The following is a 14,214-nucleotide window of genomic DNA, read 5'->3' as shown; positions in this document are numbered from 1 at the left end:
ACGATGCGCCTTGCTTTCCGTCTTGCCCATGGCGTGCACGCGCTGGTGTTCGCGCTGGCATCGGCCTGCGCCGGCAGCGCCGCGCAGGCGCAGGCCATCCGCGGCGTCACCGAGGAGTCCGGCTTCACCTGGCTGAGCGCCGGCCGCGTGAGCGGGCCGGCCAGCGAGGTGGTGGCCGCGACGATGCAGCGCGCCGGCTTCACCGACTACCGCGCCGGCATCTACCCCTGGGCGCGCGCCTACGACATGGCGCTGCAGGAGCCGAACGTGCTGATCTTCATGATCGCGCGCACGCCGCAGCGCGAGGACAAGTTCAAGTGGGCCGGCGAGTTCATGCGCATCGACTACCACCTGTACAAGCTGCGCACCGACACTGAGGTGGTGGTGCGCACGCTGCAGGATGCCAAGGCCTACAGCGTCGGCGTGCTGCGCGGCGACGTGCGCGAGCAGTACCTGCAGTCGCAGGGTTTCAAGCGGCTGGTGGTGTCGGCGCAGAACGGCGACAACTTCCGCAAGCTGCTGCACCGCCAGGTGCAGCTGGTGCCGATGCCCGAGCGCGACGTGCAGCAGCAGTGCGAGGAGTCGCACATCGATTGCGCGACGATGCTGGAGAAGGTCTACACGCTGGACGGGTTGTCGACCGGGCTGTTCATGGCCTACGGCCGCGCGACGCCCGACGAGGTGGTGGCGCGCACGCGCGCGGCGTTCGAGAAGCTGAAGGCCGACGGCACGCTGGCGCGGCTGATGGGCACGCCGGCGCGCTGAATTCAGTGGTCGGTGCCCGGCTGCGCGAGCAACTCGCCGACGGCATTCAGCACGCGCGGGTTCCACACCATGCCGATGTGGCTGCTGTCGACATCGAGGTCGCGCACCAGGCCGCTGGCGTGCTCCTGCGGGCCGTGGACGCAGGTCTGCCACGCGACGATGCCGTCGTTGCGGCTGTAGATCGACGCGGTGGGCACCGGCGGCGGCGTGCGCAGGCGGCGGCTCATGGCCGGGTCGAGCCGGGCCGGCGCGCCGTTCAGCAGCCGGTACAGCCAGCCGACGTGGCTGTGGTCGGCCTCGGCGTTGAACGGTGTGCCGATCGTGATGACGCGGCGCACCTGCGGCGCGAGCAGCTTGCCGAGTTCGCGGGCGTAGAGGCCGCCGAGGCTCCAGCCAACCAGCGTCGCGCGGCCGGCGTGGGGTTTCAGCAGCGCCTGGACATGGTCGGCAAGCTCGGCCATCCAGGCATCGACGTCGCCGCGCGGGCCGACGTTCAGGCCGCGGCCCCAGTCGAAGGCGGCGTAGCCGAGGGCGCTGCAGTGTTCACGCAGCGTCGCGACCGCGCTGCCGTCGGCGGCGAGGCCCGGGAAGATGACGACCGGGTGGCCGTCGCCGGACTGCACTTTCGAGAAGCCGCGGCGCAGGCGGTGCGAGGCCAGTTCGATGGCGGCGCGCCACGGTTCGCTGACCAGCAGCCCGAGGGCCGGGCGGGAGATCGGTGCCAGGCCCAGCGCGGCGGACGGCGAGCAGGTGTCGGTGCTGGGACCCATGGGGCGCTCCTGAGATTCGTTGCCCCCAGGCTAGGGCCGTGGCCCGGTGGTGCCTATCGGGCAAAAGAGGCAATCCGTGTAGGACTTCGGGGAAGTGCCGTGCAGGCGTCCCGGCAGCCCGCGTCAGCCGAGCCCGTAGCGGGACCACCAGCCGAGCTGCCGGTTCATCCCCGCGGGCAGCGTGATGCGCAGCTGCTCGTGCCCGCTGCGCTGCGTGACGTAGGCGATGAAGTCGCCGATCAGGTCCGGGGGCAGCTGGCGCACCGCGGCACGGTCGCAGCGTGACAGGTCGAGGTGTCCGTCGAGCGTGTCGAGCCAGCGGCGCAGCGCGTACACGACGCTGTCGGCATCGGGCACGTGGCGAACGAACTCCTCGTCCAGCCGGTGCAGCAGGCGCTCCTTCGGCGTGCGCGGCGCGGACGCTCGGCCTGCAGGGCGTTCGCGCGGGCCGCGGCCGTCCCACAGCGAACGCCACCAGGTGATCCACAGGTAATCGCGCCAGCCGCTCATGCGCGCTTGAGTAACCGCCGGGCGCGGACGGTTCCATGGCCAGCGGAGTTTTTTCGTCCGTCCCCCGGGTCTGCGTCAGCCGGTTTCCTGCCGATCGGCGTCGCTGCGCTGGCGCAGCCACTGGTCGATGCATTTCTGCAGCGCCACCGGATCGGCCGGTTTCACGAAATGGTGGTCGAAGCCGGCCGCTTCGGCCCGCCGGCGGTCTTCCTGCTGGCCGTAGCCGGTCAGCGCGAGCAGCAGCGCGCTGCGCGTGCCGTCCATCGTGCGCAGGCGCAGGGCGACCTCGTAGCCGTCGAGGATCGGCAGCCCGATGTCGAGCACCACCACCTCGGGGCCGAAGCTCTCGGCCACCGCCAGCGCCTCGCGGCCGTCGGCGGCGGTGCGAACCTCGTGGCCGCCCAGTGCGAGCAGGTCGGCCACGCTGTGCGCCGCGTCATGGTTGTCGTCGACCACCAGCACGCGTGCCGGCTGTGGCGCCCCGGGCTCGTGCACGGCGCTGCCGGCCTCGCCGGAGCGCACCAGCCCGATGCAGGGCAGCCGCAGCGTGAACACCGCGCCGCGGCCGATGCCGTCGCTCGTCGCCTCCAGGCTGCCGCCGTGCATCTGCGCGAGGCGCTGCGCGAGCGTCAGCCCGACGCCCAGCCCGCCCTGGGCCCGGTCCAGCGTGCGCGAGCCCTGCGTGAACAGGTCGAAGATGCGCGGCAGCAGCTGCGCATCGATGCCGATGCCCTGGTCGCGCACGTGGATCACCGCGCCCTGCTCGGTGGTGCTGGCCTCGAGCGAGATGCGCGTGCCCTTCTCGCTGTACTTCGATGCGTTGTTCAGCAGGTTCGACACGATCTGCGCGAGCCGCGCGAAATCGCCGTGCAGCCACATCGGCTCGGCCAGCGGCAGCACCTGCAGCCGCTGCTCGCGGGCGTCGATCAGCGGCTGCGCGGTCTCGACGCTCTGCGTGATCACCGCGTTCAGGTCGACCTTCTCGCGGCTCAGCACGATCTTGCCCTGGCTGATGCGGGCGACGTCCAGCAGCTCCTCGATCAGCCGCGTCATCTGCTTGAGCTGGCGCACCATGATGTCGGTGGCCCAGCCGAACTTCGGATCCGGCGGCGCGATGCGGCGGATCACCTCCAGCGCGGTGCGGATCGGCGCCAGCGGGTTGCGCAGCTCGTGCGACAGCATCGCGAGGAACTCGTCCTTGCGCCGCCCGGCCTCCTGCAGCTGCATCTCGGCGGCGCGCCGCTCGACGATCTCGCCCTGCAGGCTGCCGTAGAGGATGGCGTTCTCCAGCGCGGCCGCGGCGCGTGCCGCGAGGTCGTCGAGCACGCGCCAGTCGGGTCGCTGCGCCGCATCGTCGGTCGCCACCAGCAGTGCGCCGAGCAGGCGGTCGCCGTTGACCAGCGGCAGCGCCTGCACCGCCTGCCACGGCACCGCCCGCGCACGGCCCGGGCCGAAGGCGTCGGGCGCCAGGGCGGCGAGGTCGTTCGCGGCCAGCGCGACGCTGCGGCGTTCGGCCAGCGCCTGGCGCAGCGCCGTGGCGAGCGGCGGCGCGAGGTCCATCAGCATGCGGTTCGCCGTGGTGTTGCCATGGACCCCCGCCGACGCCGTCACCAGCCGCTGGCGCGGCCCCGGCTCGTCGCCGGGCAGCACGACGGCGGCGGTCGCCATCGCCGGCACCAGCAGCTCGGCCAGCGCCTGCACGCAGACCTCGGCCTGCAGCGAACCGCTGAGCACCCGGCTCGCATCGGCCAGGAAGGCGGAGCGGCGGTCGTTGTCCTCGGCGACGCGGCGCGCGGCCTCGGCGGCGGCCACCGCCACGTGCGCATCGGCCTGCTCGCGGATCTGCCGCTGCATCGCGAACAGCCGCACGAACACCCGCACCTTGCTGCGCAGGATGTGCGGCACCACCGGCGACTGGATGTAGTCGACCGCGCCCAGCGCATAGCCGCGCTCGGTCTGCATCTCGTCGGCGTACGAGGTGATGAAGATGATCGGCGTGTCGACCGAGCGCTTGTACTGCCGGATCAGCGCGGCGGTCTCGAAGCCGTCGATGTCGGGCATGTTGACGTCGAGCAGGATCACCGCGAACTCGCGCTGCAGCACCTCGCGCAGCGCCTCGCGGCCCGATCGCACGAACACCAGGTTCTGGCCGAGCTCCTCGAGCACGGTGCCGAACACCAGCAGCTTCTCCGGCAGGTCGTCCACCACCAGGATGTTGACCCGGGTGATGTCAGCCCCTCGGTCGCCGGGTACGTCGACCGGTCCCCCGAGGGGACCCGGGCCGGCTTGGGAGCGGCCCGGCGCTCGGCCCGGTTCTGCGGCAGTGCTCATTTGCTGAGCCAGCCGCGCAGCACGACCAGCAGGTAGGCGGTATCGACCGGCTTCGACAGGTAGTCCCAGGCCCCGGCGTCGATGCACTTCTCGCGGTCGCCCTTCATCGCCTTGGCCGTCACCGCGATCAGCGGCAGCTCCTTGCCGCGCGGCAGCCGGCGCATCTGGCGCATCGTCTCCATGCCGTCCATCTCCGGCATCATGATGTCCATCAGCACGATGTCGATGCTCGGGTCGGTCTCCACCAGCCGGATCGCATCGCGGCCGTTCTCGGCCGAGACGATCACCATGCCGTGGTTGTCCAGCACCGTCGCCAGCGCGAAGATGTTGCGCATGTCGTCGTCGACGATCAGCACCTTGCGGCCGTGCAGCCGGCGGTCGGCGTCATGCAGCTCGCGCGCCGAGCGGCGTTCTTCTTCCGACATCGTCGCCTCGCCACGGTGCAGGAAGAACGCCGACGCATCGAGCATGCGCTCCAGCGTGTCGGCGCGGCGCAGCGCGAACGCACTGTGGCCGCGCTCCCAGCTGACGCACACCGCCGGGTCGCGGCTGGCCAGCACGATCGGCAGCTGGCGCGCGAGCGGCCGCGATTCGAGCGACTCGATGACATCCTCGGGCCCGAAGTCGGCCACGCTGCCGTCGGTGATCAGGCAGTCGATGCTGCCGTGCGCGATGCGCTCGCGCGCTTCGTCGACACGGCCGGCCTGCACGATGTCGGTCTCGGTGTCGAGCGCGTCCAGGAAGGCGGCGCGCGCCGGCGTGTCGGCCATCATCACCAGCAGCCGCTTGCGGCGCCGCTCGGCGAACTCGTGCAGGTGGCCGAGCGCCTCTTCGACCTCGTCGACCGACTGCAGCGGCTTCGTCAGGAAGCCCACCGCGCCCGAGCGCAGCGCGCGTTCGCGCGAGTCGTCGGTCGACACCACGCACACCGGGATGTGGCGCGTCGTCAGGTCGGACTTCAGCCGCTCCAGGATGCGCCAGCCTTCCATGTCGGGCAGGAAGATGTCGAGCGTGATGACGGCCGGCTGGAAGTCGCGCGTCAGCGCGAGCGCGGTGGCGCCGCTGGTGCTGACCAGCCCCTTGAAGCCGACGCGGCGCGCCGCCTGCAGCAGCACGTCGGCGAAGGCCAGGTCGTTCTCGACGATCAGCAGCACCTTGTCGCCGAGCAGGATGTCGGCGCGGTCGTCATCGGCGGCGTTGTCGGCCAGCTCGTCGGAATCGCTGCCCTCGTTCGCCGGCAGCGGCGCCTCGGCGCGAACCCGCTCCAGCACCGGCAGCGCCTCGGCGATCACCACCGGCGGCGCGTTGCGGCCGTGGCGCAGGCTGCGCGTGGCGCTGTAGCTCTGCGGCAGGTACAGCGTGAAGGTGCTGCCCTCGGCCGGCGCGCTGACCAGCCGGATCTCGCCGCCCAGCAGCCGCGCCAGCTCGCGGCTGATCGCGAGGCCCAGGCCCGTGCCGCCGTACTTGCGCGAGGTCGAGCCGTCGGCCTGCTGGAAGGCCTCGAAGATGATCTGCTGCTTGTCCGGCGAGATGCCGATGCCGGTGTCCGACACCGAGAACGCGATCACCTGCGATGCGCGGTTCAGGTCTTCGTTGTCGCGCGACCAGCCGCGGTCCACCACCTCCATCGTCAGCCGCACCGCGCCCTGGTGCGTGAACTTGAACGCGTTCGACAGCAGGTTCTTGATGATCTGCTGCAGCCGCTTCACGTCGGTGACGATGGTCTTCGGCAGCGGTGCGATCCGCACCGGCGCGCCGATCTCGAACGCGACGTGGCGCGATTCGGCGACGTGGCGGAAGCTGCGGTCCACCGAGCGCTGCAGGTCTTCGAGCCGCAGCTCCGAGACATCCACCGCGACCGTGCCCGACTCGATCTTCGACAGGTCGAGGATGTCGTTGATCAGCATCAGCAGGTCGTTGCCCGACAGGTGGATGGTCTTGGCGAACTCCACCTGGCGCGGCGTCAGGTTGCCGTCGCTGTTCTTGCACAGCTGGTCGGACAGGATCAGCAGGCTGTTCAGCGGCGTGCGCAGCTCGTGCGACATGTTGGCCAGGAACTCCGACTTGTACTTCGAGGTCAGCGCGAGCTGCTCGGCCTTCTCTTCCAGCGCCTGCCGGGCCTGCTCCACTTCCTGGTTCTTGCGCTCCACTTCCTGGTTCTGGTGCACCAGCAGCCGCGCCTTCTCCTGCAGCTCCTCGTTGGTCTGCTGCAGCTCCTGCTGGCGGCTCTGCAGCTCCTCGGCCAGCGACTGCGACTGCGTCAGCAGGTCTTCGGTGCGCATGTTCGCGCTGATCGTGTTGATCACGATGCCGATCGATTCGGTCAGCTGGTCGAGGAAGGCCTGGTGCGCCGGGTTGAAGCGCTCCAGCGAGGCCAGCTCCAGCACGCCGCGCACCTCGCCCTCGAAGACGATCGGCAGCACCAGGATGTCGAGCGCCGCGCCTTCGCTCAGCCCGGTGGCGATGCGGAACGCGCTGCCCGGCACGTTGGTCACCAGGATCTTGGTCTTCTCGACCGCGCACTGGCCGACCAGGCCCTGGCCGAGGTCGACCTCCTTGCCGTGCGAGGCCTGGCCGCCCGAGGCGTAGCTGCCGAACAGCTTCAGGCGCGGGCCCAGGCCGCCGCTGCCGGTCAGCACGTAGAACTCGGCCTGCTGCGCGCCGACCACCGGCGCCAGTTCGGACAGGATCAGCTGGCCCACCGTCAGCAGGTCCTTCTGGCCCTGCAGCATGCGGCTGAACTTCGCGAGGTTGGTCTTCAGCCAGTCCTGCTCGGTGTTCTTCTGCGTGGTGTCCTTCAGGTTGCGGATCATCTCGTTGATGGTGTCCTTCAGCGCGGCCACCTCGCCCTGCGCCTCCACCGTGATCGAGCGCGTCAGGTCGCCCTGCGTCACCGCGGTCGCCACCTCGGCGATCGCGCGCACCTGCGTGGTCAGGTTGGCGGCGAGCTGGTTGACGTTCTCGGTGAGGCCCTTCCAGGTGCCGGCCGCGCCGGGCACCTTGGCCTGGCCGCCGAGCTTGCCCTCGACGCCGACCTCGCGCGCCACCGTGGTCACCTGGTCGGCGAAGGTCGCGAGCGTCTCGGTCATGCTGTTGATGGTCTCGGCCAGCGCGGCGATCTCGCCCTTGGCCTCCACCGTCAGCTTCTGCTGCAGGTCGCCGTTGGCCACCGCGGTCACCACCTTCGCGATGCCGCGCACCTGGCCGGTCAGGTTGCCGGCCATGAAGTTCACGTTGTCGGTCAGGTCCTTCCAGGTGCCCGACACGTCGCGCACCTGCGCCTGGCCGCCCAGCCGGCCTTCGGTGCCGACCTCGCGCGCCACCCGCGTCACCTCGGCGGCGAAGGAGGACAGCTGGTCGACCATCGTGTTGATGGTGGCCTTCAGCTCCAGGATCTCGCCCTTCACGTCGACGGTGATCTTCTTCGACAGGTCGCCGGCGGCCACCGCCTTGGTCACGTCGGCGATGTTGCGCACCTGGCTGGTCAGGTTCGACGCCATCAGGTTCACCGAGTCGGTCAGGTCCTTCCAGGTGCCGGCCACGCCCTGCACGTCGGCCTGCCCGCCCAGCTTGCCTTCGGTGCCCACTTCGCGCGCCACGCGCGTCACCTCGGCGGCGAACGATCGCAGCTGGTCGACCATCGTGTTGATGGTGTTCTTCAGCTCCGAGATCTCGCCCTTCACGTCGACGGTGATCTTCTTCGACAGGTCGCCGGCGGCCACCGCGGTCGTCACCTCGGCGATGTTGCGCACCTGGCTGGTCAGGTTGCCGGCCATGAAGTTCACCGACTCGGTCAGGTCCTTCCAGGTGCCGGCCACGCCCTGCACGTCGGCCTGGCCGCCCAGGATGCCTTCGGTGCCCACCTCGCGCGCGACGCGCGTCACCTCGGCGGCGAACGATCGCAGCTGGTCGACCATCGTGTTGACGGTGTTCTTCAGCTCCAGGATCTCGCCCTTCACGTCGACGGTGATCTTCTTCGAGAGGTCGCCGGCGGCCACCGCCTTCGTCACGTCGGCGATGTTGCGCACCTGGCTGGTCAGGTTGCCGGCCATCGAGTTGACCGAATCGGTCAGGTCCTTCCAGGTGCCCGAGACGCCTTCCACCCGTGCCTGGCCGCCGAGCGAGCCTTCGGTGCCGACTTCGCGTGCCACCCGCGTCACTTCGGAGGCGAACGATCGCAGCTGGTCGACCATCGTGTTGATGGTGTTCTTCAGCGTCAGGAACTCGCCCTTCACGTCGACGTCGATCTTCTTCGACAGGTCGCCCTTCGCGACGGCGGTCGTCACGTCGGCGATGTTGCGCACCTGGTCGGTCAGGTTGCCGGCCATCGAGTTGACCGAATCGGTCAGGTCCTTCCAGGTGCCGGCCACGCCCTTCACCTTGGCCTGGCCGCCCAGCATGCCCTCGGTGCCGACCTCGCGCGCCACGCGCGTCACCTCGGCCGAGAAGTTGCCGAGCTGCTCCACCATCTTGTTGATGGTCTTCGCGGTGCGCAGGAACTCGCCCTCGAGCTCGCGGCCCTCGACCTCCAGCGCCATGCTCTTGCTCAGGTCGCCCTGCGCCACCGCGCCGATCACCCGCGCCACCTCGCTGGTCGGGTGCACCAGGTCGTCGATCAGCGCATTGATCGAGTCGATCGAGGCGCCCCAGAAGCCGCGCGTCTCGCTGAGCACCGCGCGCTGCTTCAGCTTGCCTTCCTTGCCGACCACCTGGCGCAGCCGGCCGAGCTCGTCGGCCATCGCGGCGTTCTGCTCGACCAGGTCGTTGAAGACGTCGGCCACCTTGCCGGGCAGGCCCTCCCAGTGCAGCGGCAGGCGCACGCTGGCGTCGCCGCGCCGCAGCTGCGTCAGCGCGGCGAGCAGGGTGGCCATCTCGCGCTCCGGCGTCGCGATTTCGTTGAGTTCGATCACGTTCATGACAGGGCTTTCCAGACAGATTGAAGCCGACGAGAGCAGGATGGTGGAGTCGATCTTGGCCCATCGCATGTCTTTTTGCATGCGTGGCGTGCGCGCGGTCCTGCAGACTAGCGCTGCATCGTCGCAAGCTTGTGACGGACGGTACCGTCTGCGCTTGTAGGATGGGGACTACATTGAACGCGCCGCGCCCCGGAGACCCGCGAATCTGCTGGGTTGGCGAGTCCCCACCCATCCGATTCCATGGCCTGCCGGCGGGTCCAGGCACCCGCCGCGGCAGCGTAGACTTTTTCACCATGGCACCCGCTGGAGGACCCGATTTGCAAGACGTGACCGTGCTCTACGTCGAAGACAACGACGACCTGCGCCTGAGCATCTCGATGCTGATGGAGCAGCCCGGGCGCACGCTGACCGCATGCGCCAACGGCGAAGAGGCGCTGGCGCTGTGCGCCGCGAACGAGTACGACATCGTCGTCACCGACGTCAGCCTGCCCGGCATCTCCGGCACCGACTTCGCGAAGCAGCTGCTCGCGAAGCAGCCCGAGCGCTGGGTGGTGCTGTGCTCGGGCTACGAGTTCGGCGAGTGGGTGCGGCAATTCGGCCCGAACGTGCGCGCGCTGCGCAAGCCGTTCGAGCCCGAGGAGCTCGAGGAACTGATGGACGAGATCAGTGCCGCGGTCAGGACCCGTGGTTGACGACATCGCCGAGAAGAGAAGGACCTGCATGAAGACATCGCATCCCCAGGATTGCGCCGACCGGCTGCTGCCGAAGGCCCCGACCGGCATCGCCGGCCTGGACGAGATCACCACAGGCGGCCTGCCGCGCGGCCGCCCGACGCTGGTGTGCGGCGCCGCCGGCTGCGGCAAGACGCTGCTGGCGGCCGAGTTCCTGGTGAACGGTGCGCTGCAGTACGGCGAGCCGGGCGTGTTCATGAGCTTCGAGGAAAGCAACGACGACCTGGTCGCCAACATGCGCTCGCTCGGCCACGACCTGGACGTGCTGCAGGCCGAAGGCAGGCTCGCGATCGACCAGGTGAAGATCGAGCGCAGCGAGATCGAGGAGACCGGCGAGTACGACCTGGAGGGCATGTTCATCCGGCTCGACCATGCGATCCGCCGCATCGGCGCGAAGCGCGTGGTGCTCGACACCATCGAGGCGCTGTTCTCCGGCCTGCCGAACCAGGCGCTGCTGCGTGCCGAGCTGCGCCGGTTGTTCCACTGGCTGAAGGACCGCGGCATGACGGCCATCGTCACCGGCGAGCGCGGCGAGAACACGCTGACCCGCTACGGCCTCGAGGAGTACGTGGCCGACTGCGTGCTGCTGCTCGACCACCGCATCGTCGACCAGGTCTCCACGCGCCGGCTGCGCGTCGTCAAGTACCGCGGTTCGGCGCACGGCACCAACGAGTACCCGTTCCTGATCGGCGCGCGCGGCCTGTCGGTGCTGCCGATCACCTCGCTGCGGCTGGACCACCAGGCCAGCGGCGAGCGCGTCTCCACCGGCGTGCGCGGGCTCGACGAGATGCTCGGCAAGCGCGGCGTGTTCCGCGGCAGCAGCGTGCTGCTCTCGGGCACGGCGGGCACCGGCAAGAGCAGCGTCGGCGCGAGCTTCGTCGATGCGGTGTGCGCGCGCGGCGAGAAGGCGGTGCTGTTCGCGTACGAGGAGTCCGAGAGCCAGCTGATCCGCAACATGAAGTCGATCGGCATCGACCTCGGCCGCTGGAAGGCGCAGGGCCTGCTGGAGATCCATGCGTCGCGGCCGACGCTGCACGGGCTGGAGCAGCACCTGGTGTCGATGTACGACATCGTCAAGGCATCGAAGCCCGACGCGGTCGTGATCGACCCGATCAGCAACCTCGTGATGAGCCAGGCCGACAGCTCGCTGCAGGCCACGCTGATCCGGTTGATCGATTTCCTGAAGCAGCAGGGCGTGACCTCGCTGTTCACGACGCTGACGCACGGCCCGGCCACCGAGGTGTTCGACAGCTCCGGCGTCGGCGTCTCGTCGCTGATGGACACCTGGATCGTGCTGGCGAACCTCGAGTTCAACGGCGAGCGCACGCGCACGCTGCAGGTCGTCAAGTCGCGCGGCATGCCGCATTCGAACCAGGTGCGCGAGTTCCTGCTCAGCGACCACGGCGTCGAGCTGGTCGACGTGTTCGTGTCCGACCAGCGCGTGCTGACCGGCTCGACGCGCAAGCTGCGCGAGGCGCRGGAGGGGCGAGGATGAGCGCGACGCGTGCCACCGGCGCCACCCACCCCGAGTGGCAACTCAAGCTGTACGTGGCGGGGCATACTGCCAAGTCCATGGCGGCCCTCGACAACCTCAAGCACATCTGCGAGACCCACCTCGCGGGCCGCTACTCGATCGAGGTGGTCGACCTGCTGGTCAACCCGCAGCTGGCCGCCGGCGACCAGATCCTCGCGGTGCCGACGCTGGTGCGCAAGGTGCCGGAGCCGATGCGCAAGATCATCGGCGACCTGTCGAACGAAGAGCGCGTGCTGGTCGGCCTCGACGTGCGGCCCTACGTGCCGTCTTCGGCACGAGCGCGATGACGCTGGACGACCGCCTGCCGGACCTCGTCGACCTGCGGCTCTATGTCACGGGGGCGACGCCGGCCTCGGCGCGGGCGGTCGTCAATGCGCGGCGCTTCTGCGAGACCCACCTGGCCGGCCGCTACCGGCTGGAGGTGCTCGACATCGGCGAGCACGTCGAACAGGCGGCCGCCGACCAGATCGTCGCGGCGCCGACGCTGATCCGCCTGGCGCCGCTGCCGCTGCGCCGTTTCATCGGCGACCTGTCCGACGACGAGCGGCTGCGCCGTTCGCTGGATCCGCTGCACCCGCTGCCGGCGGCGGGAGCGGGAGAATGACGGCGGACCGGCTGCAGCGTGCGCTCGTCGACAACGAAGGGCTGCGGGCGCGCCTGGAGGAGGCCGAAGACACGCTGCGGGCGATCCGCAACGGCGACGTCGACGCGATCGTCGTCGGCCGCGACATCTACACGCTCGACACCGCGAATGCCGCCGACAACAAGCTGCGCCGCGCGGTGCTGTCGCAGATGGAAGACGCCGTGCTCGCGTTCGACGACGGCGGGCACCTGATCTTCATGAACGCTGCCGCCGAGCGGCAGTACGGCCAGAGCGCCTCGGCGCTGCTCGGCCGCGGCCACGACGAGCTCTACCGCGAGGTCTGGCCCGACGAGGCGCTGCGCGAGAGCTGCCGCCGCGAGCTGCTCGACACCGGCAGCTACCGCGCCCGCCTGCTGCACGTGAAGCGCAACGGCGAGGCCCTCCACGTCGAATGCACCGTGTCGCGCCTGCGCGGCGCCCAGGGCGAGCCGATGGGCCGGCTGTGCGTGATCCGCGACGTGAGCGCGCGCCTGGCGGCCGAGCAGACGCTGATGGTCGCCTCGCTCGCGCTGGCGCGCCGCGAGCGCGAGTTCGCGACGCTGGTCGAGAACTCGCCCGACATCTTTGCGCGCATCGACCGCGAGCTGCGCCATGTCTACGTGAGCCCGGTCGTGCAGCGTCATCTCGGCATCACGCCGTCGACCATGCTGGGCAAGACCTTCGGCGAGCTCGGGCTGCCGGCGGCGCTGTGCGCGCAATGGAACGGTGCGCTGAAGGAGGTGTTCGCCACCGGCCGGCTGGTGCGGCTGAACTACGCGATGAACAGCGCTGCACAGGGCGAACGCTTCTTCAACGCGCGCCTGATGCCGGAGTTCGGCGACGACGGCAGCGTCGAGTCGGTGCTGGTGATCGCCTCCGACGTGACCGAGCAGGCGCAGATCGACGCCGCGTTCCACGAGAGCCAGGCGCGGCTGCAGTTCACGCTCGACTCGGCGCGCATCGGCGAGTGGGAACTCGACATCGCGAGCGACACCGCGCGCACCTCGCTGCGCCACGACCGCTGCTTCGGCTATGACGAGCCGGTGGGCCAATGGGGCAGCCGGGTGATGTTGTCGCATGTGCACCCGGCCGACCGCGATCGCATCGCGGCGCTGTTCCAGACCAGCGAGGCGACGCAGCAGGACCTGCACTTCGAGGCCCGCGTGCTGTGGCCCGACGGCTCGCTGCACTGGATCGAGGCGCACGGCGTGTTCTATGGCATCGAGGGCGATGCCCGAAGCAGCAGCCGGCGGCTGCTGGGCATCGTCGCCGACATCACCGACCGCAAGCTGGCCGAGGCCGCGCTGCACGACAACGACCGCCGCAAGGACGAGTTCCTCGCGACGCTGGCGCACGAGCTGCGCAACCCGCTGGCGCCGATCCGCAATGCGCTGGAGATCATGCAGCGCAGCCCGGGGCCGGTGGCGCAGGCGCATGCGCGCGATGTGATCGAGCGGCAGCTCGGGCAGATGGTGCACCTGGTCGACGACCTGCTGGACGTGAGCCGCATCAGCCAGGGCAAGCTCGAACTGCGCCGCACGCGCGTCGACCTGGCCGAGGTGCTGAAGACGGCGGTCGAGACCAGCCGGCCGCTGGTCGACGCGGGCCGGCACCAGTTGCGCGTGCAGCTGCCTCCGGCCGGCGAGCTGTGCGTCGACGGCGACACCACGCGGCTGTGCCAGATCGTCGCGAACCTGCTGAACAACGCCGCGAAGTACACGCCCGAGGGCGGCTCGATCGAACTCGGCGCGTGGCGCGAGGAAGGCCGCACCGATCCGGAGAACGGCGAGGCGGTGATCTCGGTGCAGGACTCCGGCGTCGGCCTCTCGCACGACATGCTGCCGCGGGTGTTCGACATGTTCGCGCAGGTCGACCGCTCGGTCGCGCGGGCGCAGGGCGGGCTGGGCATCGGGCTGGCGCTGGTGAAGCAGCTGGTGGAGATGCACGGCGGCACGGTCGAGGCGCACAGCGAGGGCGTGGGCAGCGGCTGTCGCTTCGTCGTGCGCCTGCCGCTGGTGGCGGCGCGCCTGCCGGC

The 14,214-nt window shown here is 70.0% G+C and carries 10 protein-coding genes; 6 read left to right on the top strand and 4 right to left on the bottom strand.

Features of this window, described 5'->3' with window-relative positions; genetic code table 11:
• Positions 1 to 3: 3 nt before the first annotated feature.
• Entirely contained in the window at positions 4 to 765 is a 762-nt protein-coding gene (locus AC1D1T_RS11975; protein WP_477825070.1) for a substrate-binding periplasmic protein, read from the top strand.
• Positions 766 to 767: 2 nt separating this feature from the next.
• Here AC1D1T_RS11975 and AC1D1T_RS11970 read toward each other — a convergent pair whose 3' ends face one another.
• The 4 genes from AC1D1T_RS11970 to AC1D1T_RS11955 form a co-directional block, all read right to left on the bottom strand.
• Positions 768 to 1,535, bottom strand: coding sequence for an alpha/beta fold hydrolase (locus AC1D1T_RS11970; protein ID WP_477825069.1), 768 nt, complete (start codon positions 1,533 to 1,535; stop codon positions 768 to 770).
• 123 nt (positions 1,536 to 1,658) lie between these two features.
• Positions 1,659 to 2,045: a hypothetical protein gene (locus tag AC1D1T_RS11965; protein ID WP_477825068.1), complete on the bottom strand. Its 387-nt coding sequence runs from the start codon at positions 2,043 to 2,045 to the stop codon at positions 1,659 to 1,661.
• Positions 2,046 to 2,120: 75 nt separating this feature from the next.
• Entirely contained in the window at positions 2,121 to 4,250 is a 2,130-nt protein-coding gene (locus AC1D1T_RS11960) for a response regulator (RefSeq protein ID WP_477991918.1), read from the bottom strand.
• Between the two features lie 122 nt (positions 4,251 to 4,372).
• A complete protein-coding gene (locus tag AC1D1T_RS11955) occupies positions 4,373 to 9,292 on the bottom strand; it encodes a HAMP domain-containing protein (protein WP_477825066.1) in 4,920 nt (1,639 codons plus the stop codon).
• 326 nt (positions 9,293 to 9,618) lie between these two features.
• On the opposite strand from AC1D1T_RS11955, the gene AC1D1T_RS11950 reads away from it, so the two are divergent.
• The 5 genes from AC1D1T_RS11950 to AC1D1T_RS11930 all read left to right on the top strand — a co-directional run.
• Complete coding sequence (locus AC1D1T_RS11950; RefSeq protein ID WP_465110803.1) at positions 9,619 to 9,984, top strand: response regulator; 366 nt, start codon at positions 9,619 to 9,621, stop codon at positions 9,982 to 9,984.
• 28 nt (positions 9,985 to 10,012) lie between these two features.
• Positions 10,013 to 11,518 carry a circadian clock protein KaiC gene (gene kaiC, locus AC1D1T_RS11945; RefSeq protein ID WP_477991917.1) on the top strand — a complete coding sequence of 502 codons (1,506 nt, stop codon included), beginning with the start codon at positions 10,013 to 10,015 and terminating at the stop codon, positions 11,516 to 11,518.
• Complete coding sequence (locus AC1D1T_RS11940) at positions 11,515 to 11,844, top strand: circadian clock KaiB family protein (RefSeq protein WP_465110448.1); 330 nt, start codon at positions 11,515 to 11,517, stop codon at positions 11,842 to 11,844. Before kaiC ends, AC1D1T_RS11940 begins: the two co-directional genes overlap by 4 nt.
• On the top strand, positions 11,841 to 12,161 hold the full coding sequence (locus AC1D1T_RS11935; protein ID WP_052212246.1) for a circadian clock KaiB family protein: 321 nt from the start codon (positions 11,841 to 11,843) through the stop codon (positions 12,159 to 12,161). The genes AC1D1T_RS11940 and AC1D1T_RS11935 overlap by 4 nt, the downstream gene beginning before the upstream one ends.
• Positions 12,158 to 14,214: sensor histidine kinase (locus AC1D1T_RS11930; RefSeq protein ID WP_477991916.1), on the top strand; the 2,057-nt coding region annotated here is incomplete at its 3' end. The genes AC1D1T_RS11935 and AC1D1T_RS11930, both read left to right, overlap by 4 nt.

Source organism: Rhizobacter sp. P2_H3 (genome assembly GCF_056403355.1).
This window is presented reverse-complemented; position numbering and strand designations above follow the sequence as displayed.

Excerpts from the sequence above, each read along its gene's own strand:
- AC1D1T_RS11975 (WP_477825070.1), top strand. The coding sequence starts at position 4 with ATGCGCCTTGCTTTCCGTCTTGCCCATGGCGTGCACGCGCTGGTGTTC.
- AC1D1T_RS11970 (WP_477825069.1), bottom strand. The coding sequence starts at position 1,535 with ATGGGTCCCAGCACCGACACCTGCTCGCCGTCCGCCGCGCTGGGCCTG.
- AC1D1T_RS11965 (WP_477825068.1), bottom strand. The coding sequence starts at position 2,045 with ATGAGCGGCTGGCGCGATTACCTGTGGATCACCTGGTGGCGTTCGCTG.
- AC1D1T_RS11955 (WP_477825066.1), bottom strand. The coding sequence starts at position 9,292 with ATGAACGTGATCGAACTCAACGAAATCGCGACGCCGGAGCGCGAGATG.
- AC1D1T_RS11940 (WP_465110448.1), top strand. The coding sequence starts at position 11,515 with ATGAGCGCGACGCGTGCCACCGGCGCCACCCACCCCGAGTGGCAACTC.
- AC1D1T_RS11935 (WP_052212246.1), top strand. The coding sequence starts at position 11,841 with ATGACGCTGGACGACCGCCTGCCGGACCTCGTCGACCTGCGGCTCTAT.